A 21,965-nucleotide genomic window follows, 5' to 3' on the forward strand; every position below is an offset into this window, starting at 1 on the left:
AACAAATCATAAATCACTATAAGTGAGCGACATAAAAAATCATTCTTCCTGAAGAAAATTTTCCAATCTCTTAAGAGCGTTAAACAATTGGGCGTCAACGGTACGTACAGAAACACCGAGACTCTCAGCTATTTCACCGCGTCGCATACCCGAAAAACGGCTCATACAGAAAATCTCCCGACACTTTTCAGGCAATAAAGCCACACCGTCGGCCAAGCGCCTTTCGGCCTCGCGAAAATCCAAAGTCCCGTCGTTAAACACCCCGCCGTTATATATCTCCCTCAACACCCCTTTCTCGTTCACCTGCCTAACGTCTTTGCGCTTAAGCTCGTTCAGCGAAGCGTAATACACCGACTTATACAGATAAGCCCCGACGCTCCCCTCCATCCCCGCCAAATCAAAACGGCGTTCCCAAAGACTGGAAAAAACGTTTTGGATAACATCCTGGGCCTGCTCCTCAGACCGAAGTATTCCGCTGGCGTATTGGCGGAGCCTTATGAAACTCTCATAATACAACTGGTCGAAAGCCCTATCATAATCCTTTTTCCTTAACCGCTCAAAAAAAGAAGACTCGTCAACCATATCAAAACAAAAAACATCAGTGGCACAAACTAAACAGGCGGTTAGCCCTACAAACACGGCAAAACATAAACCGGCTATATGGATATTTTTAAAGGGGTATCAGGTATTTGGTATTAAGTCTTAGTTTATCAAAGCACCTAATACCTTTCCAGCATAACCAACATCCCCCTTACAGATATCCTCTTATTCGTTTTCCGTTTCCGAAAACTAAGCCCGCCCTAAAGTCCATTCAAAACCATAACAATTAGAAAGACTCACAGCCGTATCCACAAGACAGTATCCGGTTCCGGAATTTCATTCTCCAAAAGACAATTTAGGTACGGCATATTATAAAAGCCTTAGCATTTGACAACAGCCACTATACACCGCACTCCTCAATACTCAACACAAATGGCTTAGATAAAACGGGTACAATCTATTCTGGAAAAGCTATGGCGACCAAGCTACTAAAATCGATTCCATAAAACAACAATCCCTTTTAAAGCCAAAAAGGCTAAGGCCTTAAGGAAACAAATCGTCATAAAAATGAAACAAACTGTATACTCAGAAGGCAACCCCTTATAGGTTTTTACTGTAGAAAAACAAAAAGAAATAGCACCCTTCCCCGAATAAAACGGTTTTCCCATCAAGGCCGTCCATCCTATTCCAAAAAACTAAATCCGGATGATCTTATTAAAACGCAACAGGCCCTATCCCTCCGAATATGTTTATGGAAAACCGGAAATCCGTATAATCGAAAGGTGCCTTAACGGAGAAAACGGTACCGAAAACCGGAAGCGGCGGGCTGTTTAGTCGAAAAAGTGTACGCGACGCGCGAAGCTTTGCCGTAAGAGTCGCCAAAAGGTTGAGACCTCACGGCTTTGAGGTTATTTCTTCGTTTTGGTTTTTTGTAATTAAGCAGAACAGCGCATTCGAAGACAAAACAGTACTGTTGACCACACACAGTGCCTGTCTCTTGAGAAAGTTCAATATTCGGAATAGCCAGCCGTTGCGGAGTCCCAACCCCGTAACTCGCCTTACGGTAAGGCTCCGGCCTTAGGCGCCAAGCCTCCGTTTTTCGGAAAAAACGGTCTTGCTCATAATCGGACCAATGAATATGCGTATACGACAGATGGGCGTATTTGAGATTAAGCTTACGGAGTTTGGAATCAAAAGACACTCCCCCGCCAAAAAGCATTCTGGAAAAAACAGCCATCCCCTGCCGACGGTCACGCGCAGACTGCGCTTTCCACAGGTCATAGTTTTCCCGGCCACCGTTGCGTTCTATCTCACGACCTACCGTAGAGCGGTGAAAGCCAATACCCCGCGCGATTTGGGCGTTGGTTTTGCCCTTGCGGATACCCAAAAATATTTGTGCTCTGTGGTAAATGTTTAATTGTCCCATAACCTCCGAAAGAAAAACCATTATCGGGTAATTGACTAAAGGATGAGGAGAAAACCAGTACAAGGTTGCACTAAGTTTTTCACTTGGTATGGAATAATAGCATTCAAACTAGACCTTATACCTCCCAATATTAATCCCGTTAAAAACACTATCCCGCCCGGAATTTGCGCTACCTACCCGTGTTCCGAAAAACTACCGATACCAAATCCTACGGCAAGCCTTCCAATACCGGCGGTGTCCGCCGCGGGCGGGTGGCGCAATTGGCCCGCAAAACATTTTCGGAACAGGAATGGCGCGCCGGTTTGGAAAAGGGTTCGCAACGGCGGGCGCGGTTTTTTATCAGCTCCATGCGCCACGCCCTTATCGTGCCGGCCACATACGACTATCCGCACCTTACGCTGGATATTGACCACACCGATTTCCGACATACCGGCGACCGAACGGCGTGGGCCACGACCCTTATCACACAAGCGCACTACTCCCCGGCCCGGGACGCTCCGCGAATAGTTTTTTATGACAAGGGCAACGGCCGTTTCCAAGCCAAACGCGATTACGGCGACCTTAATCCCATACTCGGACAAATACAGCGGTGGCTTGCGCAGGCCAAGTTTCCTTTCGAGTTTGTCGATCATTCTGGCAAAGGGTATATTCCCAGGGAAACATACGCTCCAGAACAGGGTACGGCAAGTCATATGGATCCTGCGGAAACGGAAGACGAGAGCCGTTTTTCTGTAGAACATACCGCCTCAGCTTTGGAAAGCGTAACTTTAGAACCCTCTCATAAGGAGCATATTACGAAAGAGCCTTACGAAGAAGAGACAACACTTCCCGCAAAAAAAGAAACACAACCAGCCCCGGCAAGAGGGCAAGGCAGAAAACACAAAAAGAAGAAAAGGAAAAAAGCGCCGGAGGCAAAGGCCGAAGTCATAGACCCGCTTCGCGAATGGGAAGAGGCCCTGAAAGTGGGCAATCTTTTTCGGGCTATAGACGAGCTGGATTTTAAGGGACTGGACATGCGCGAACAGCTTCAGGTAAAAATTTATTATGACCTGATTCTGAGAAAAGAGGACGAACTGCGCGACCGCTATTGCGAGGAAATGAAAATCAGGTCCGACCGCATAGTAAGGAAGATGAACGAGTCGAAAGCGTTTATAATGTCGGTGCACCAACGGGAGGAACGCGGAAGGGAGCGCTACAGAAAAGTGGCCGAAAAGCGGGCCGCGGAGATGATGGGTTTTCAGGAGGAACAGGTAGACCCGGCCGCGTACGAACACCGTGAAAGCATCAGCGCAGCCAACGAGGAGAGCTTCGCCAACAGGCTTCATTCTTTGCGTCCGTCAGAGATTTTGCCGGAAGGCCTGGTACCCAAACCCGAAGAGGAAAGCCGGTTCAAATGCTTCCGCTTGGGCGGACTGGCGGCGCTCAAATACTTGGGCCTTGTGTTTTCAGACTTGCACAAGCTGGAATTCTACGGCATGGCCACCATGCGCGCTTCCCTTTTGTCGGGCATGGCCAACAAAGTCCTTCCGAAGATATATCCCCTATTCAACACCGCCAGAACAGTGGCCGACAACACCATATACGAATACAACGAGGAAACCAAACCGCTTTTCGGGCAAAAACACAAGACTCCTGCGGAACTGTTCGCTTTTCTGGAAACATTGGATGAAAAACATAACCGTATAGAGGAAATGATCGCGTTTTTCCAATATTACAGCGACCTGTTCAAGCGTATTCTACTTCACATGCCTTTTCTGAAAACCGGGGATTGGCTGGCACTAGGCCAACATTTTGAGGCCGACACGCTGGACCTCGCGCTCAAATACGGCCTTACGGGAAACAAGGAAGCCATCAACCTGGAGGCGATGGCTTCCGTGGCCGATCATGTCGAGACACTCTCGGGCCTTAGGGAACGCAAAGGAAAACCCGCCGGTGTCAATCTTGGCGGAGCTTCACCTTAAACTCAATTTCCAGACGAAAGCTTGTTTTATGAAGACGGTTTTGTCGTTTCGCCTGAAAGAGCCTCACACGTTCATTTGTTCCATTATCTTTTCTAATTGAGTTCTTAAATCCTCAGCACCGGCATATTCTATTATGTGATTGGCGCATCCCCCAGCAGTGGTTGAGTATTTCTCCCCTTCCTTCTTGATATAAATTATAGGGATGTTTTTGGCCTTGGCATAACCGATTTCTATCCCCACTCCAATCGCTTTTTTGCTTAACTCGGTGATCATTATTTTACTGCGGTCTATCTCCTCAAAAGCGATTCTCATCATTTCGTTTTCTTGCCCCAATTCAAAATTGTATTTATCTACAAAGACAAGCAATTCGTAGTTTCTACGCTTCAGGCTGTCTTCAATTATCCGAATTTCTTGATCGAAGTTTTTTCTATTTGATTTACTGATTCCAAAATAGACGAGGTTCTTTTCCCCTGAAGTATTCTCAATGCCCATTATCCTAATTTTTTTCCTTACTCTTCGAAAATTTCACAGATGCCATTCATCCGGTAAAACCCAAGCATACTATGTCATCCTTTATTGGCACCTTTTTTTGGCTCGGGGAAATTAAGCACAAAACGATTCTGATCATAATTCGGAATCTTGACCAAAATTTGGAAAGAAAATAAAGGCCATTTTCAATTTTTTAACGCAACTCTTGACACTTAAACCAAACCATTCGGACGAAAAAAAAGACAAGGCGTACATGCGGATAACCAAATAAGCCTATTTACGCTTTACACTATACTTTGTATTTTAACTATGTTCCACCCTCCTAAGGTTCGGCGAAAAAGCGATACGGGCAAACGCATTTCCCCCAATACGCGACAGCCTATTCAACGGGCCGTGGGCTTTGAGGTGGAAGTGAAAAACTGGAAGACATACAGGACTCGGCCCAAGGGACACCCCGTTATGCCTTGGCATATTGAACGGGAGTTTACCAAAGGCAGATACAAGCATCATACAAAAGACCTCCTTTTCAAAGGCCGGGACTACGAACTGACGGCGGACTGCCCTTTTGCCGGCAATTCGGTTCCCGAATTTATCACAATTCCTTTTGAGGAAGATTTTGACGGACTTCACCGGGCCAACAAGGCCTTTGCGCAAATAGGCGAGCTAGTGGACAGGATGCACCATGAGGCCAAAATACATCCGGAAACGCTTAACCGACTGGACGAATACCACGCACACGGAAGCGTGGAAGCGCCAACGGCCATGATTGACGCCTTGCCCAAACCCGATTTTCATCCACAAGCCAATGTGGGCCTACGGCTTACGGCTGTCACAGACCTGTTCGGACTATCTTCGGAAAAGCCCATTACCACACCTGTAGCCGAAAGGCTGACCCGCATCAAAAGCTTACGGGGACAGCCACAAAGACGGGAACGCAGATCAATGGCCCAAGCCAGAGAAAAGGCGGAAAGGGCACTGGACAAATTCAGGTACGTATTTACGATACACGAAGACTGGACTCCGAGCGAAGAGTTGCTCAATCTACTGGCCTACATGCTCCACTATATAGAATGTCCGATGATCAACTACCATGAGTACCCCAAGAGCTTTTTCCCGATAATGGCCCGCACGGATTTCTTTATGATGTACAGGCTTTTGCCTTTCGAAGAACAGGATTATTTCTCGGAAAACGACGGCAACATGTTCGTCAAGCTGTTTGAGATGATCAAGCATTCCTTGCCGGATATAGGAGAACTGGAGCTCGACGAGGAATTCTTTGAGGAAGGGATACGCAACGACCAAGAGGCCGACAACTACCGTCTCGACGGACTCACGCGTAAAGAATGGATACGTGGCGTAGCGACAGGCAAGGACTTGCTAACCTCCCGTAACTTTCCGGACCAGAACATCAACCGAGAATTGCAGACCATGGGCAGTTGGCAAAAATACGATGACTTGGAAGCCGGTGGGCGCGCCATGCCGATCCTTGAGTTAAGGCGCTTACAGTTTACGGACAATACCGAAGACCTGCGCGCAATGGCCGTAGAAATCTTTCGGACTATTATTCATCTGAATGAGAAGCATCAACCTGAGGATTAAAAGACTTGTCTCATTAGTATTACATAGCTGATGACTAGAATATATAGAAACGGAGCATGACTTGCTTTATAGTACCCTCGATTCTTAGGACCAGTAAAGTCGATTTTTAAGTAAATTTTAAACGGTTGTCGCTATCGTCGAGCCCGTGTGAATGTTGATAAGTCCTTTCACATTCTGTTTTTTCTTGGACTTATCAATATTTGCATGGGCATACGCGGTGGCTTTCGCTTTTGACGCTCCGCTAAAAACATTTTCCGGCTTCAGGTTCTCGATTCCTTGGTGATCCCTGTTGTGGTAGCGTCGCAACCATTTCTCTATCCCCAAATACAACTTTAAACCGTTGTCGGCCGGATTCAGGTAAATATGGTCCCTTTTTAGCGTTCTCCAAAAGCGTTCGATGTAAATGTTGTCCAAGGCTCGGCCTTTGGCGTCCATACTGATGTTTATTCCCTCTTTCTTGAGATAGTTCACGTATTCCCCGCAAGTGAACTGGGAACCTTGGTCACTGTTGAGTATTTCCGGTTTACCGTGAATCTCAACGGCCTCACGCACCACTTTTAAAGACGCCGCGGCCTCAAGCGTATTGCTCAAACCCCAACCCACTATGTACCTGCTGTAGACGTCGATAATCGCCGTCATATACATGAAACCGCTAGCCATGGCTATATAAGTGATGTCTATCGACCAGACCTGGTTTTTCCTGACAACTTTCTTTTCCTTAAGCAGATACGGGTAAACGTATTTTGCCTCTCCGGGCTTGCTCAGATTCTTTTTCGGGTAAATAGGGTAGAGATTCGCTTTGCGCATCAAGCGCCTAACCCTTTCATAGGAAGGGTTGAATCCTTGGTCACGCAAGGCTGATCTCATGCGCAAAACTCCCGCCGTGGGTTCGTCGATCATGTGCCGGTCCATAAGGCGCATCAACTCCAAGTTTTCCGCGTTTTCCCCCTTTGGGCTGTAGTAGTATGACGAACGGTAAAGCTCCAGACAGTCGCACTGACGGCGAATGCTCAGCTTATCCCCGGGGTCGACAAGGAGACGCAAATCTATAGACGCCCCAACTTCTTTAAGCTTTTTTTTAGGAAGTCGTTTTCCATCTCAAGCTTTCCTATTTTACTGTACAGTTGGTCTGTCGCCTTCTCCGTTTTCTCGTGTTCTTTTCTATCTTTGCCACCCTCAAAAACGCTGGACGAGCGCTGCAGAAACTCATTTTTCCATTGTGAAATCTGGGTGGCGTGAAGATCGTACCGTCTGCAGAGTTCTTGGGTGGTTTCTCTTTCCTTCAGTGCTTCGATCGCTACTTCCGCCTTGAATTTGGCGCTGAATTTTCTGCGTGTCGTTCTCGTTTTCATGCCCATAATTTAGTGATTTTTAAACTAAGACACTGGTCCGAAAATTCAGGGGTATTATACCCATACTATGTTTGGTTCGGCGCCTAACTATTTTTTCACATCAATCGATTTATCGTATAAGCCAAAGTTTCGTTTGTTCTTTTTGGAAAAGATTAAAGGCTGATCCTAGATATTTTATTATTATTCATGATTACCTTTATGAACATAAATATATTGTTTATTATTGGCCCGTTCATTTTAGAATTATGATATCACCGAGTATTATTATTTTCCAATTGACGAATCTTGACGGTTTAGCTCAGATATAACTGGCTGTCTATTAAGTTTATTCAGATACTGGAGACAAGTTTAAGATGTATTTTGTGGGGATTGCGTTATTTAGGAAGAGCTTTTAGGTGCTTAGCCTTTTTCAGAATGGGATAATACATTTTTAACGAATAGGTTTCTGTAATATTCATTTACACCCTTTATCCACTCATAAATATCAATTTTAATTTTTATCTGGCCTATGGAGGACAATACTAAAGAAGAAGAGTTGCTGAAACAGCTTTACGTTTACGTTGCGGAACAAAGGCGTGCGGGCAAACTGAATTACGAAATCAAAAATGACCTTAAGGAAAAAGGAATTCCGGAAGAGGTTATAGACGCTGTGATAAAGTCGGTGGCCAGTCATGTAGAGGTTGGAGATACCTCTTCGTCGGAAGGTGGCGGTATACCGAAGTTTCTGATCTGGATTCTCATCTTGGTGATACTTAATGTCATGAGCGCGGCCTTCGATTGGCCTTTCTGGGTATACTAGGTATGCGAAAAAAGAAAGAGAAAGCCTTAAACTTCCTTATCGGCGCCAGCCTATTGTATTGGGCTGGTGCCGGTTTGTATTCGCATTGGGAAGACCCGGCGATACCGCCCGCAAGATGGTGCGTAAGCCTACTTAACTTGGCGGTGGGTTTTTTGATTATTTTCAGACAACCGCTCCAAGCCACACCCAAAACAACTTCGGCCCTAATCGCTCTGCCTTCACTTTTTTGCGGTGGTCTGCTTTTCCGAATGGCCAAGCCTATGTATTTATGGACTTTTTATTCTCAAACCGTTTTTATTGTCGCCGGACTGTTTACCGTCGCTTCTTTCCTTAGTCTGGGCAAAAGCTTTTCCGTACTTCCCGGCCTTAGGGGTATAGTCAGCAAAGGGCCCTACCAGTTTATGAGACACCCGTCGTACCTTGGCGAAATTGTTATGAGTCTGGCCTGCTTAATTTCCGCCAAAGAGACATTATTATCGGCCATTCCTTTTGCCTTATTGATCCCGGCGTTAATGTTCCGGATCAAAGAAGAGGAAAAACTATTATCCAGCCAATACGAATACCTTTTGTACAAAACCAACGTAAAATGGCGCTTGTTACCTCGGGTTTGGTGACTGGATAATAGCGTTTATTCGTAACGCAAAGCTTCCACCGGTTCCCGACTCGCCGCGCGCCAGCTTTGCCAACTTACCGTGCCCAAGGCCACCAAGCCCGACAACAATCCGGCTCCAACGAAGACCCACCAGCTCATTTCGGTTTTGTAGGCGAAGTTTTCCAGCCAACGGCCCATGGCGTAATAGGCTATCGGAACTGCGATTACAAACGCTATGGCCACTTGTTTTAGTGTCGAGCTATTTAGAAGTCTGAGGATTTCGAAAGTGGTGGCCCCGTTGGCTTTTCGGATTCCTATTTCTTTGGTGCGGGTTTCGGCGGTGAAGTAGCTTACGCCGAATAGGCCTAGGCAGACTATAAAAAAGCCTAAGGCTGTGAAGAGTAGTAGGATCTTTTCGAAGCGTATTTCCTTCAAATAATACTTGTTCGCAGGCTCAGCCGAGCCCAAGAAGGATTGAGTTTCATCAGGGTTATAACGTTGATGCAGTGACTCGGCAAAGGTCAAAAGCTCTTTTCCTTTGCCGGGCTTGGCCTTTATTAATGCCCAATTTCCTTTCTCGTGAAAGATCATCAATGGCTTAATCGTATGGAAAAACGACTGTACATGAAAATCTTTTACAACGCCAACTATCCTTTTTTTCTCGGTTTTCGATTTTACGTTTTGTATTATTTCTCCAATGGGCTCTTTCAGTCCCATCAATCTCACAAAGGTTTCGTTGACCAGAACCTCAGGAATATAGTCTTGGGATTTTATCTTTCCCGGATACAGAAAACGCTTCCTGTCCAGCCCCCTTCCCTCTACCAGTTTTATATTGTATAAATCCAGATAGTGCTCATCTCCATTTATACTAATTATTTTTTGGACCTTCCGCTCCGGATTTCCTACGGCTTGGAACTGCTGTAATTTTCTTCCTCTGGACTTTGGCAAGATCGTTCCTAATGCGCATGCGTCAGCATACCCGCTTTCCATAAACTTATTCCGAAAAAACACCTCGTCCCAAATACCATTGACTCTATTACCTATAGGGTTCGGAAATGATATAGTATATAATCTGTCGGCATTAAATCCTGACGAATTGCGAATAAAACGTAACTGCTTGACAAAAAAAGCGGTAGAGATCAGCAACGTCAATATCACGACCAACTGAAGAACCGTACGGACTTGCATTGAAAAAGCTTTGAAAACATTCCGTAATCTATGCCAACGAAAAACTGTACTTGAGAACAGCCAGAACCAACTGATTACAAACACAAAGAAGAATACCCGCCACAGAAATGGGTCGAACTGAAAGGTTTCGACTTGGAACAAATTCAAAATTCCGTTGATAAACGGATATGCCCATGGCATCACCAATAACATCAAAAGCGATGCGACAAACAGCTGTACTCCCGTATCAATAGCGTTATATGCGTACTCCATCCATTTCGTTTCGCCCAAACATCTCCTAACGCCAGTCGAAACATTGGTCTTTATTTCCAAGGCCCCGTTTATTACGTTAAAATTGTATAGGGCGATAAAAAGTATCAGAATGGCTACGACAGCCGTTCCTCTTGTATAAAAAAGCGACCCCGTGCTTCGGATACTTCTTACACCTTTACTGTGAAGATATATATTCGAAAAAGGCTGAAGAATGGCCTTGTCATTTTTAAACGCCTTGTATTCTTTCCCACGATATGACCATGAAGCTTTTACAGCCTCATCGACAAAACGTTTCCGATCCGCCAGCTCAGGAAGTTTAACCAAAGTTTCATATGCATTATAAAAATAAGCGAAGGATTCATCTTCCTGATCAATCGTTTTCAGTAGGTCCGGCTTTAAGCTGGACCATTCCGGAGCATTCCGCATCACCGCCACTACCGTATACGCCCCCGTATTATCTTCCGAAGGACATTCAAAGTCAAACGGTTTTCCTACCGGGTTTTCATCACCAAAGAAGCGTTTGGCAAGTTTCTCCGACAATACAATCTTTTTGCTTCCAGGTGCGAAGTCCCCTATATCTCCGAGTACCAAAGAGTAATCGAACATCTCAAAAAGCGAGCGTTCTGTAGCGAAAGCGCGCCCAGACCAACTAATCCTGGCAGAGTCGAGCACTATCGTCATATTCCATAATCTCTTAACCCGTACACTGTTCTCAATCTCCGGGACACGCTTTCGTAAAACATCCAAGAAATGAAACTGCACTCCCGTGCTCAGATTCCCCCTCTTGTCTTCCGACAAAAAGCGGTAAACGTTATCCGTATCAGAATGCCATTTATCCGTTTGCCATTCGGAATACGCGAATTTAAACAGCAGGAGACTGGACATCAGAGCCAGCGCCAAACCCAGAATATTCACCGTAGCGTAGACCTTGTCGCGCAAAAGTCGGCGTATCGATATTTTTAGATAATAGAAAAGCATTGTTTGGTCTTAAGTATTAGGTATTTGGTCTTATGTAAAAATCTGAACGCTTTGGTTATTCGTATCTTAGCGCTTCCACGGGTTCCCTACTCGCTGCTCGCCAGCTTTGCCAACTTACCGTAGACAAAGCCACCAAACCCGCCAACAATCCGGCGCCGGCGAAAATCCACCAGCTCATTTCGGTTTTGTAGGCGAAGTTTTCCAGCCAGCGCCCCATGGCGTAGTAGGCGATCGGGACTGCAATCACAAAGGCTACCGCCACTTGCTTTAAAGTCGAGCTGTTCAAAAGTCTGAGGATTTCGAAAGTGGTGGCGCCGTTGGCTTTGCGGATTCCTATTTCTTTGGTGCGGGTTTCGGCGGTGAAGTAGCTTACGCCGAATAGGCCGAGGCATACTATAAAGAGGCCGACGCCCGTAAAGAAAAATAAAGCTTTGCCGAATTGGGTTTCTTTCTTATGCAATTCATTGAGGGAGAATGGTTCCAGCTCGAAATGCCAACTTCGGCCCGCATAGTGTTGCTGGTAAAGGGCCATCACTTTCTCACGCATTTGCCGAAAACTTCCAGGAGCGTATTTTATAATGATGGTTCCTACCAATATGTCACGCCGATCGGTGATAAAAGCGGGACCGGCCGTACTGAGAAAAGGGGTAAACTGGAAGTTCTTCGCCACGCCGACTATCTCATAACGGTCTTTTCCCTGAATACCGTTTCCTTCCTCCGCCAAACCAAAGCGTTTGCCAATCGGATCGCCCTCCAAGCCCAAGGCTTTTACCATTCTCTCGTTTATCACCGCCTGAAACACTCGGGTGTTCCTACTTTTCTTCATGCGTTGCGCATCGATATTTTTACCCATTAACAATGCTATACCCAAGGTGGACATATAACCATGATCGCCCGAAAGGTCAGAGGCGTCGACTCTCATATCAGGGTTTTCTTCCAGACCAAACGTACTGGTGTGATTGCGAGGCTTTGGGATCATTTCTCCCGATGAACAGGACAGAACCAAAGGATCACGACGAAGCGCTTGCATAAACGGGACTTCCGTTCCGTTTTCATCATACATCTTCTGCATAGAAAAAGCTGTGGCGCAACTTTCTGGATCAAAGCCCATCTCGTTTCTGAGCTTATAAACTTGCGCCAGAAATATCACGGAACACATCAACAGCATACAGGCGACGGACAATTGCAAGACCACTTGGTTTTGACCAAAAACATTCAGCAACCGGACGCCTTTTTCCTTTCGGTTCCAATAGTCTCCCGTCCATGCCACGGCAAGCATCAAGGCCCAACATATCAGATACAGTCCCGCTAAATGAAACAGGAAGGAGGGTTTCATATGGAAGTAATCAAGTTCCGAAAAATCCAAAAGGCGATTTACCGACGGATAGGCCAACAGCGTTAACGAAATGGCCGTCAAACACGACAGGAAGAGATTCGTACCTGATTCAAGCGCATAAAAAACGAAGCGCAGAGCCCGAGACTCTCCCATAAACCGGCGCATTTCCGTTTGCCTGTATCCCGTCCCAATTCCGGAAATAGTGATTACGCCATAATTCAACAGGCTTAGGGCCAAAACCAATACGCCAATCGCCACCATCCCCAATACATAAAACCAAGAGCCCGAAGTACGATAGGAGGCTACGTCCTGAGAATCGAAATACATAGACGAATAAGCTTGGGCGAAATATCCCTCGTTACCGGTGGGGGACCAGTCGGGCCATACTTTACGTTTACGTTCTTCGGGAATCGCTTTTACCACGTCATCTATAGCCAAACCCTCGGGCAACTTTACGTAAGATTCAAAACTGACCTTTCTCAAAGTGTAAGGCTGGCTATCGGGATCAATCGGAATCAATGCCTTGGCCTGAAAGCTGGACCATTCAGGAAAATCAGGAATCACCGCCAACACCTCGTACGATTTTTCCCTCGAACCTGAATACATCCTTTTCTTTTTCCCAATAGGGTTCTCATTCGGAAACAAACGACTAGCTGCCGATTCGGTAAGAATAATCTGATGGGGAAAATCTCCGAAACCATCAAAACTCCCCAATACGGAACGCAGGCACATAATATCCAAAAAGCCTTTATCCGCTGAGAATACCGCTTCGCCTTCTTTATGAGTCGCTCTTGATTTATCAAAATGCAAGGGCCCTCTCGTCCTGCTGAACCTGCCGGCTTTAAGTCCCGAAAAGCGTTCCTTCAGACCGTCCAACGTACCATACTCTATCTGGACGCTTCGCATTGCCCGGCGCTGACTGGCGTTCCCCAAACGATACACTCTTTCCATACCCTCTTGCCAGCGGTCCGTTCGCCATTCCTTGTACGCATAATTAAATAGCCACAAGGAAACACTCAGGCCCAAACCCAAGCCAAGAATATTCACTAAGGAATAGACCCGGTTTCTTAATAGCCTACGGATGGATATTTTCAGATAATAAGAAAGCATAGTTTGGTCTTTAAGTATTAGGTATTTGGTCTTAGGTGAAAAATCATTCATAGCGCAACGCTTCCACTGGCTCCCGACTCGCCGCGCGCCAGCTTTGCCAACTTACCGTGGCTAAGGCAACCAAGCCCGCCAACAGTCCGGCGCCGGCGAAGACCCACCAGCTCATTTCTGTTTTGTAGGCGAAGTTTTCCAGCCAGCGCCCCATGGCGTAGTAAGCGATCGGAACTGCAATTACAAAGGCTACCGCCACTTGCTTTAAAGTCGAGCTGTTCAGTAGTCTGAGGATTTCGAAAGTGGTGGCGCCGTTGGCCTTGCGGATTCCTATTTCTTTGGTGCGGGTTTCGGCGGTGAAATAGCTTACGCCGAATAGGCCTAGGCAGACTATAAATAGGCCGAGAGCGGTGAAGAGAGCAAGTGTTTTCCCGAAATAAAGCTCACTTTGATAAAGGTTAGCAATATCATAAACTTGGTAGAAGAACATTTGACCTTTTGCTTGGCGATGCTTCTCAAATTGTTCTCTCGCAAACTCAGCTACAGCTTCTTCCTTGCCCGGTTTAGCCCTAATAACTGCCATGTCCGCCCACTGATATATCTGGTCATGAAACACCACTAAGGGTTTAATCGGCCCATAAAACGATTCGTGATGAAAATCGTTAATGACTCCCACGATCTTGAATTTCATATTGCCCCAAACGATTTTTTTACCCAAAGGAGCCTTCAAGCCCATTTTCTCTATAAACTTCTTATTGACCAACGCTTCGGATGTTCTCTGTTTATTCAGGTTCGGGTCCTCGGATCTCCAGAATGAAAAGGTTTTTTTGTCCAGGTTCCTTCCCTTCAATAATTCAATTCCATAAATACTGAGAAAACGATCATCACCATATTGGATGGCAACACCTTCAAGCTTTGTTTCTGATCGATTAAGAAGGTGGAACCGCTGTCCTTCAGCACCCTGATATGGATTCGGCATTGGTGAGGCTATCGAATAATCTAATGCCAAGCCACTTGCCATCATTTCCTTACGGAAAACCTCTTCCATCCATTCTCCTTTGATTTTTGACTGTGACGGCAGGCTCGTGAAAACCAGATTTTCCAACCGCAACCCTGAATGGTCACTCATAAACCGTAATTGCTTTATAAACAATGTGGAACACACCAGCAGTATCAATACTATAGCAAACTGGACCACAGTCCGGGAATCTTTGATCTTAACGGTACGGTTTCGGAAGGTTATCATCTTATACTTGCTGGCAAGTAGCAGTATCCAGAACAAAAAGAGGGTAAGGATAAAAACAGTCGCAAAGTTTTGGTCATACGAAAACGGTAAAAGCTGTTTGTCGCCAAGAAGGCTTCGCACATATTTATCAAACAGTGGGAGAAATAACAGAGATAACGAGGAAGCCAACAATATATGAATTCCGGTATCCAAGAAATGAGACAAGACTACTTCTCTGGTCCGTTCGCCGATATATCTCCTAAGCCTATCCGTCTTTTTATGTTTGATGGAAATCGCTCCCGCAATCGTTCCGTAGTTATACCACGCAATCAGTAAGATCAGTAAACCGACCATAAATGTTCCCGCTACCAAAAATAACGATCCCTGCTTCCGGCAATATGAGAATACATCCGAGCTATTTAGATAAATATCCTTAAAGGCCTGTAAGCGCCAAGCCTCTCCCCTATGCCTAATCAGTGGCCCCAGCACTTCTTCGAGTTGTCCAAAATCCGGAAATCGGTTTTGAATCTCTTCAGGGTTTACGCCTTCTGCTAACTTCAGATATGTCTCATATGCATACGATCGTTTTTTCTTGGGATTGAATGTCAGAAACACATCCGCCTGAAGGCTTGATATTTCTGACTGGCCCCGCATTACGGCTACCACAATATGCCCTTCGCCTTTACTACCAGACTCTTTCCAAGGTAATTGAAGACCAACGGGATTCCGGTCTCCAAATAACCGTTTTGCTATACGTTCTGATATTACGGCCTTTTTACTGCCAATCTCAAAGTTCCCGACTTCCCCAAGACCAATAGAGTAGTCAAAAACCTGAAAAAAAGAACGTTCCGTTTCGAAGACCTTTGCTTTAACCGGCACACTGCCCGAATCCGTATAATGAACCATCCTACGCACAGGGAGCAACCTGACCCCATCCAAGATCTCAGGAGGCCCTTGTCGTAACATATCCAACATGTCATAGGGAAAGCCTGCCACATATTTTTCCCCTTTTTGCAAAACCCTGTACACATTATCCGCATCCGAATGCCACTTGTCCGTACGCCATTCCCTATAAGCGTAATTGAAAAGCAGAAGACTCGACATCATAGCCAAAGCCAAGCCCAGAATATTCACCGTAGCGTACACCTTGTCGCGCAAAAGCCGGCGTATCGATATTTTCAGATAATAAAAAAGCATGGTTTGGTCTTAAGTATCAGGTATTTGGTCTTAGGTAAAAAATCATTCATAACGCAATGCTTCCACCGGCTCCCGACTCGCCGCGCGCCAGCTCTGCCAACTTACCGTGGCCAAGGCCACCAAGCCCGCCAACAGTCCCGCGCCGGCAAATATCCACCAGCTCATTTCGGTTTTGTAAGCGAAGTTTTCAAGCCAGCGTCCTATGGCGTAGTAGGCGATCGGTACGGCTATTACAAAGGCTACCGCCACTTGCTTTAAAGTCGAGCTGTTCAAAAATCTGAGGATTTCGAATGTGGTTGCGCCGTTGGCTTTGCGGATGCCTATTTCTTTGGTGCGGGTTTCGGCGGTGAAATAGCTTACGCCGAATAGGCCTAGGCATACTATAAAGAGGCCTATACCGGTAAAGAGAAATAATACTTTTCCGAACTGCACTTCCTTTTTGTGGAGCGAACTAAGGGAAAAAGGTTCCAGCTCAATATCCCGGTGAGTCCCTTCATAATATTGCTGATGTAACGCTATTACCCTTTCTCGGAGTCTTTCAAAAGTACCGGGGGCATATTTGATAATGAGACTTCCAGGGTGCATATGCCTCCAATCGGTAATAAACGCAGGACCGGCCGTATTCAAAAAAGAAGTGTGCTGGAAGTCCTTAACCACCCCGATGATCTCAAACCGATCATCACTCTTATCAATCCATTTTCCCTCGAACCTTTTTCCGATAGGATCATCGTGAATACCTAAGGCCTTGGCCATTTTTTCGTTTATAACAGCCTGAAAATTTCTGCTTTCCCTACTTCGACGAATCCTTTGCGGATTTATATCTTTTCCTTTTAGTATTGTTATTCCCAACGTGGAAATATAGCCTTGATCTCCAACCAAGCAGGCCGCGCTAATTTTTCGGTCCGGATTATCCGTCAAATTATAATTACTGGCAAAAGGCGTGGTTCTGGGAATCATTATACCGGAAGCACAGGATAGAACCAACGGATCCTTGCGCAAGGCTTGCATGAACGGGACCTCCGAATGATCTTTATTATACGCTCTTTCAGAAAAATAGACCACCGCACATTTTTCAGGGGCAAAGCCCATCTCCCGTCTTAATTTATCAAGCTGAGCCAAAAAGACTACGGAACAAATCAATAGTACACAAACAGTGATTAACTGAAGTATCACTTGGCTTTTTCCAAATGTTCTTAGACCCTTGATCCTTTTTTCGCCAACCCAGACTACAACAAGCATTATTGCCCAACAAATACTATAAAGGACGAATAGGTGATATAGAAATGTGGGCTTCATATGGAAATAATCAAATTCCGAAAAGTCCAGAATCCGGTTCACAAACGGGTAAGAAAAGACCGTTAATGCGATAGCCACCAAACTGGCAAAAACCAGGTTCGTCCCTGATTCAATCGCATAAGACACAATCAATAACGGCCTTGACTCTCCCAACGACCGGCGAATCTCAGTACGCCGATACGCCAAGCCAATACTAGAAACGGTGATTATACTATAATTAAGTAAACTGAGCACCAAGACTAAGACTCCGAGACTAAGCATTCCCAAAGTATAAAACCGGGACCCAGTAGTTCGGAATGAACGCGTATCCGATGAGCCAAAGTACATATCGTAAAATTCTTGGCCAAAGGCCTCTTGTTTAGACATTTCTTCACCTGAGTGCCGCTGTTTTCTCCACTCAGTTATTGCCGAAAACACATCTTCTAGCAATAGATCTTCCGGCAGTTCAATGTAGGTTTCGAAAACGGTCTTAATTGCTGACGTGTTCCTTTGCTTAGGTTTCCGTAACGGAATAAAAGCTGTTGCCCGCAAACTGGACCATTCGGGAAAGTCAGGGATAACCGCCAATACTTCATAAGAAGTCTCCAGCGTACTATAGTAAGTCATTATTTTCTTCCCGATAGGACTCTCGTTGGGAAAATACTGCTTGGCTACGGACTCCGTAAGCACCAACTGATTTGGACGGTCTCCAAAACCTTTTATACTGCCCAGAATAGGTTTGAAGCGCATAACCTCCAGAAAGCCGTAATCTGCGGAAAAGACCCCTCTGTCATCTTTTTTATTCGCTTCCGATTCTTCAAAGTGGATAGGCATTTTGGTTTGAGTCAGTCGGCCAACCTTAAGCCCCGGAAATCTGTCCTTCAAACCCTCAATGACCCAATAACCTGTTCCCACATTTCTACTGCCTGTAGGCTTATAAACTTCTCCTAGCCGGAAAACCCTTTCCATTCCTTTCTGCCAGCGGTCCGTTTGCCACTCTTTATAGGCGTAATTAAATAGCCACAAAGAAACACTCAGTCCCAAGCCAAGCCCTAGGATATTTACCAAGGAATAAACTCGGTTTCTCAAAAGCCTGCGGAATGATATCTTCAAATAATAAAAAAGCATAGTCTGGTCTTAAGTATCAGGTATTTGGTCTTAGGTAAAAAATCATTCATAGCGCAGTGCTTCCACTGGTTCCCGACTCGCCGCGCGCCAACTCTGCCAGCTTACCGTGGCCAAGGCCACCAAGCCCGCCAACAGTCCTGCTCCGGCGAAAATCCACCAGCTCATTTCGGTTTTGTAGGCGAAGTTTTCCAGCCAGCGCCCCATGGCGTAGTAAGCTATTGGGACTGCGATGATAAACGCCATGGCTACTTGCTTTAAAGTCGAGCTGTTCAGAAGTCTGAGGATTTCGAAAGTGGTGGCTCCGTTGGCTTTACGGATTCCTATTTCTTTGGTGCGGGTTTCGGCGGTGAAGTAGCTTACGCCGAATAGGCCCAACATTACGATTAACATTCCAAGTGAAGTAAAAACGGTCAATATCTTCCCAAAACGTAACTCGCTTTTATAGTAATCGCCTCCTTCCAATATCCTTAGGGAAAAGGCCGGTGATTTTCCTTGGTCATATTTGTTATAAATTTTCCGTAATGACTCTTTCGCTTTTGGAACTTGCTTGGCTGGTATCCGGGCGAGCATTACGTTTTGCAGATCCAGTTGTTCAGCGGATACGAATACCGGCTCAATTGGCATATGGATCGGGGCAAAATGAAAATCTCGTAATACGCCCACGATTTTGAAACTGGTATCGCCTTTCTTGAGTCTTAACTGTCGGCCAAGGGGGGCATCTTCCAATCCCAAACGCTTAACTAACATCTCATTGACCAAGACCTCAACCGTTCTCGGTGAATCGGAATAGTACTTCTCTCTTCTAGTTTTCGGGAAAGTAGCCGGGTTCAGAGCCCGACCACGCAACAGTTCCAAATGGTAAAGCGACGTAAATCTATCATCACCCGTAAGTCGGACAGCCTGTACGGTTTGTTCAGGGCCGTTTTTCGTACGCAATTCAACATGCCTTATTCCTCCGAAACGCAACGGCAAGACGGTCGCCCTTCCCGTTGTTCTCACTTCTGGAATCATGTCCAAATCCTGTCGCCACGGAAGGGTAATTGGCGCGTCCAAATCCTTATTATGGTGGGGTAGCCTGAAATAAGCGATCCTTTCTCCTTCCTTAAAGAAGTCGAAAGACGATTCCATCAAACCAATCTGTTTCAAATAAATACCGGATGAAATCAGCAACGCAATTCCCGCCACCAATTGTAGCGCAGTATGTAAACTGTATTTTCTTCTTAAAAATGGTCTCGAAGAAATAAACAATATCAATACGCATACTATTAATGACAACACATAAAACACCGCCATTCTTCCGTCTATCGCCAACGTGTCTATTTCCGAAAATCCGATCCAGCGATTAACCCATGGATAAAGGAATGTAGCCATCGGCAAAGCCAAAGCTCCCGCCACCGACACCAATAAACCCAGCTCAATAACCGTAAATAACCAAGCTTCTTTTCTATTTTCCCCCATACAAGCCCGTACTTTATCCGAAGTGCGACGCTTTTCGCTATCCACAGACCGAGATACCGCAACGTTCAACAGCGCGATTACCAAGACAAAAACACCTATCGCCACCGTACCGATCACATAAAGCCTGTTTCCCCTATTTCGAAATCCGGAAATGGATAAATCGGAAAGGTACAAATCCTCAAACGGCAACAAAGTCCACCGTTCTTTTCGCACCCGCTCGGTTCCTTCCCTTAACCGGATATTCCGTATAGCCTGAACCAACGCATCCGAATCCGTGCCTTTGGCTAACAACAACGATGTCTCCACCTTATGCCTGTAAGCGAATTCGTTGGACGTCTTTGGAAACGTGATCAAAATATCCGCCTGCAAACTGGAACGGGAAGTGGCATTCTCCATAATCGCCACCACCTGGTAGCGATTATCCTCATTATCCTTTAGTGGCAAGAATTTACCTATAGCCGATGCGTCGCCAAAAAAACGTTTGGCCATTCGCTCCGAGATCACCGCTTTTCCGGAATAATGCTCGAACTCACCAAAGCTCCCCGCAAGAAGTGAAAAGCGGTAAATGTCAAAGAAACTCCGCTCGGTAGAATACACTTTTCCTTTGAACCGTTCCTTTCCTCCCGCTCGGTTCAGATATAATTGTTCCTCTTTGAGCCTAGTGTAATTTTGAATTTGCGGTAATTCCCCAGCCAAAGTCTCAGACAAAAAATATGGCGCTCCGCTATACCAATACGGCGCCTGTTCCTCGCTTTTTACCAATAAATGAAAGACCTGTTCATTATTCGATAGCCCCTTGTCTGTCCTCCAAGCCTGAAACGCATAGCCAAAAAGCATAAGCCCAGCAACAAATGCCAAGACCAAACCCATCAAGTTAACCACGGAATATACCCGATCACGCAAAAGCCGGCGTATCGATATTTTCAGATAATAAAAAAGCATCGTTTGGTATTAAGTATTAGGTATTTGGTCTTAGGTAAAAAATCATTCATAGCACAATGCTTCCACGGGCTCCCTACTCGCCGCGCGCCAGCTTTGCCAGCTTACCGTGGCCAAGGCCACCAAGCCCGCCAACAGTCCGGCGCCTGCGAAAATCCACCAGCTCATTTCGGTTTTATAAGCGAAGTTTTCCAGCCAACGCCCCATGGCGTAGTAGGCTATCGGGACTGCAATTACAAAGGCTACCGCCACTTGCTTTAAAGTAGAGCTGTTCAGAAGCCTGAGGATCTCGAATGTCGTGGCTCCGTTGGCTTTGCGGACGCCTATTTCCTTGGTGCGGGTTTCGGCGGTGAAGTAGCTGACGCCGAATAGGCCTAGGCATACTATAAAGAGGCCGAGGGCGGTGAAAAGAGCGAGGATCCTTCCGAAACGGACATCCGCTTTATAAACGTCTGAAAATTGGTAAAACTCGATTTCAAACAACGACGGATATCCTCGATACTTTAGGTACAAATCCCTTAAACGTTCGGTCACTGCCGTCCTGTGCCCTTCTTCTATCTTTAACACAATCCTGCCAGAACCGCCAGGTATCCTATATTCAGGTGAAATTACCACTGGTATTACCGATTCGTATACCGAACTGATATGAAAATCCTTAACCACCCCCACAATCTCGTATACTTCCCCACCATTATAGAACAAAGCCCCCACAGGTTCGGAGAGACCTAGGCGTCGAACCAGCTCCTCATTAACTAGCGCCCTGATTTGGTGGGTTTTGTTTATCTGTGAAGACACACCCATGTCTAGATTGCTCCCTTGTAAAATTTCCATCCCATAAAAATCCGTAAACCGGGCATCACCAAACAGGAATGAGGCCTTAACCCCGCTCTCCTTATTTTCTTTTGTCCATACTTTTCCTGATATACTGTTAGCCTTGTAACTCACCGGCAATGGAGTAGCCAAAGCATAGTCCTGAATAAAAGGATCTGATTTTATCTCATCCATATATGGCGACTCAAACTTTCCAGACACACTTTCCGGAGCGGAAACATATACGCAGTCCCCAAGGTCATAACCTGACTCCGTGTGGATAAACCATACCTGCTTTATATATAGCATAGCAGGGCCTG

15 protein-coding genes are annotated in these 21,965 nt (G+C 45.8%); 4 read left to right on the plus strand and 11 right to left on the minus strand.

The features are described from left to right. Window positions 1-39: 39 nt before the first annotated feature. Both AABK39_RS19755 and AABK39_RS19760 read right to left on the minus strand, forming a co-directional pair. Window positions 40-582, minus strand: coding sequence for an RNA polymerase sigma-70 factor (locus AABK39_RS19755; RefSeq protein ID WP_338395033.1), 543 nt, complete (start codon window positions 580-582; stop codon window positions 40-42). Window positions 583-1,327: 745 nt separating this feature from the next. Then, window positions 1,328-1,966 (minus strand): helix-turn-helix domain-containing protein, encoded by a 639-nt coding sequence (locus AABK39_RS19760; RefSeq protein WP_338395034.1) that lies wholly within the window; start codon window positions 1,964-1,966, stop codon window positions 1,328-1,330. 179 nt (window positions 1,967-2,145) lie between these two features. Between AABK39_RS19760 and AABK39_RS19765 the strand changes: the two genes are divergently transcribed. Then, window positions 2,146-3,927 carry a hypothetical protein gene (locus tag AABK39_RS19765; RefSeq protein WP_338395035.1) on the plus strand — a complete coding sequence of 594 codons (1,782 nt, stop codon included), beginning with the start codon at window positions 2,146-2,148 and terminating at the stop codon, window positions 3,925-3,927. A gap of 63 nt (window positions 3,928-3,990) precedes the next feature. Here the strand turns inward: AABK39_RS19765 and AABK39_RS19770 are convergent, their stop codons facing one another. Then, window positions 3,991-4,419, minus strand: a complete 429-nt coding sequence (locus AABK39_RS19770; protein WP_338395036.1) for a hypothetical protein — start codon at window positions 4,417-4,419, stop codon at window positions 3,991-3,993. A 306-nt stretch (window positions 4,420-4,725) separates the two neighbouring features. On the opposite strand from AABK39_RS19770, the gene AABK39_RS19775 reads away from it, so the two are divergent. Next, the gene (locus tag AABK39_RS19775; protein ID WP_338395037.1) at window positions 4,726-6,015 is read left to right on the plus strand and encodes a hypothetical protein; all 1,290 of its coding nucleotides are present in this window, start codon (window positions 4,726-4,728) and stop codon (window positions 6,013-6,015) included. 117 nt (window positions 6,016-6,132) lie between these two features. On the opposite strand, the gene AABK39_RS19780 is transcribed toward AABK39_RS19775, so the two are convergent. Together AABK39_RS19780 and AABK39_RS19785 are read right to left on the minus strand one after the other, a co-directional pair. Next, window positions 6,133-7,059: an IS3 family transposase gene (locus AABK39_RS19780; RefSeq protein WP_338392370.1), complete on the minus strand. Its 927-nt coding sequence runs from the start codon at window positions 7,057-7,059 to the stop codon at window positions 6,133-6,135. Between the two features lie 2 nt (window positions 7,060-7,061). Continuing rightward, window positions 7,062-7,367: a transposase gene (locus AABK39_RS19785; protein ID WP_338392371.1), complete on the minus strand. Its 306-nt coding sequence runs from the start codon at window positions 7,365-7,367 to the stop codon at window positions 7,062-7,064. Window positions 7,368-7,875: 508 nt separating this feature from the next. Between AABK39_RS19785 and AABK39_RS19790 the strand changes: the two genes are divergently transcribed. Both AABK39_RS19790 and AABK39_RS19795 read left to right on the plus strand, forming a co-directional pair. Beyond that, entirely contained in the window at window positions 7,876-8,166 is a 291-nt protein-coding gene (locus AABK39_RS19790; protein ID WP_338395038.1) for a hypothetical protein, read from the plus strand. A gap of 2 nt (window positions 8,167-8,168) precedes the next feature. Then, window positions 8,169-8,780 (plus strand): methyltransferase family protein, encoded by a 612-nt coding sequence (locus AABK39_RS19795; RefSeq protein ID WP_338395039.1) that lies wholly within the window; start codon window positions 8,169-8,171, stop codon window positions 8,778-8,780. Window positions 8,781-8,794: 14 nt separating this feature from the next. Here AABK39_RS19795 and AABK39_RS19800 read toward each other — a convergent pair whose 3' ends face one another. Genes AABK39_RS19800 through AABK39_RS19825 form a run of 6 tightly spaced genes read right to left on the minus strand, consistent with a single transcriptional unit; the run spans window position 8,795 to window position 21,954 of the window. Next, the gene (locus AABK39_RS19800; protein ID WP_338395040.1) at window positions 8,795-11,176 is read right to left on the minus strand and encodes an ABC transporter permease; all 2,382 of its coding nucleotides are present in this window, start codon (window positions 11,174-11,176) and stop codon (window positions 8,795-8,797) included. Between the two features lie 55 nt (window positions 11,177-11,231). Beyond that, the gene (locus AABK39_RS19805; protein ID WP_338395041.1) at window positions 11,232-13,622 is read right to left on the minus strand and encodes an ABC transporter permease; all 2,391 of its coding nucleotides are present in this window, start codon (window positions 13,620-13,622) and stop codon (window positions 11,232-11,234) included. 43 nt (window positions 13,623-13,665) lie between these two features. Next, complete coding sequence (locus tag AABK39_RS19810; protein ID WP_338395042.1) at window positions 13,666-16,035, minus strand: ABC transporter permease; 2,370 nt, start codon at window positions 16,033-16,035, stop codon at window positions 13,666-13,668. Window positions 16,036-16,077: 42 nt separating this feature from the next. Next, window positions 16,078-18,438, minus strand: coding sequence for an ABC transporter permease (locus tag AABK39_RS19815; RefSeq protein ID WP_338395043.1), 2,361 nt, complete (start codon window positions 18,436-18,438; stop codon window positions 16,078-16,080). Between the two features lie 42 nt (window positions 18,439-18,480). Further along, a complete protein-coding gene (locus AABK39_RS19820; RefSeq protein ID WP_338395044.1) occupies window positions 18,481-20,838 on the minus strand; it encodes an ABC transporter permease in 2,358 nt (785 codons plus the stop codon). Between the two features lie 42 nt (window positions 20,839-20,880). Continuing rightward, window positions 20,881-21,954, minus strand: coding sequence for an ABC transporter permease (locus tag AABK39_RS19825; protein ID WP_338395045.1), 1,074 nt, complete (start codon window positions 21,952-21,954; stop codon window positions 20,881-20,883). Window positions 21,955-21,965 lie beyond the last annotated feature (11 nt).

It is taken from the genome of Fulvitalea axinellae (assembly GCF_036492835.1).
Taxonomy (GTDB): domain Bacteria; phylum Bacteroidota; class Bacteroidia; order Cytophagales; family Cyclobacteriaceae; genus Fulvitalea; species Fulvitalea axinellae.

Bases quoted from the DNA above. Each gene is read 5' to 3' on its own strand.
- AABK39_RS19755 (WP_338395033.1), bottom strand. From the start codon at position 582: ATGGTTGACGAGTCTTCTTTTTTTGAGCGGTTAAGGAAAAAGGATTAT.
- AABK39_RS19760 (WP_338395034.1), bottom strand. From the start codon at position 1,966: ATGGGACAATTAAACATTTACCACAGAGCACAAATATTTTTGGGTATC.
- AABK39_RS19770 (WP_338395036.1), bottom strand. From the start codon at position 4,419: ATGGGCATTGAGAATACTTCAGGGGAAAAGAACCTCGTCTATTTTGGA.
- AABK39_RS19775 (WP_338395037.1), top strand. From the start codon at position 4,726: ATGTTCCACCCTCCTAAGGTTCGGCGAAAAAGCGATACGGGCAAACGC.
- AABK39_RS19785 (WP_338392371.1), bottom strand. From the start codon at position 7,367: ATGAAAACGAGAACGACACGCAGAAAATTCAGCGCCAAATTCAAGGCG.
- AABK39_RS19790 (WP_338395038.1), top strand. From the start codon at position 7,876: ATGGAGGACAATACTAAAGAAGAAGAGTTGCTGAAACAGCTTTACGTT.
- AABK39_RS19795 (WP_338395039.1), top strand. From the start codon at position 8,169: ATGCGAAAAAAGAAAGAGAAAGCCTTAAACTTCCTTATCGGCGCCAGC.
- AABK39_RS19800 (WP_338395040.1), bottom strand. From the start codon at position 11,176: ATGCTTTTCTATTATCTAAAAATATCGATACGCCGACTTTTGCGCGAC.
- AABK39_RS19805 (WP_338395041.1), bottom strand. From the start codon at position 13,622: ATGCTTTCTTATTATCTGAAAATATCCATCCGTAGGCTATTAAGAAAC.
- AABK39_RS19810 (WP_338395042.1), bottom strand. From the start codon at position 16,035: ATGCTTTTTTATTATCTGAAAATATCGATACGCCGGCTTTTGCGCGAC.
- AABK39_RS19815 (WP_338395043.1), bottom strand. From the start codon at position 18,438: ATGCTTTTTTATTATTTGAAGATATCATTCCGCAGGCTTTTGAGAAAC.
- AABK39_RS19820 (WP_338395044.1), bottom strand. From the start codon at position 20,838: ATGCTTTTTTATTATCTGAAAATATCGATACGCCGGCTTTTGCGTGAT.
- AABK39_RS19825 (WP_338395045.1), bottom strand. From the start codon at position 21,954: ATGCTATATATAAAGCAGGTATGGTTTATCCACACGGAGTCAGGTTAT.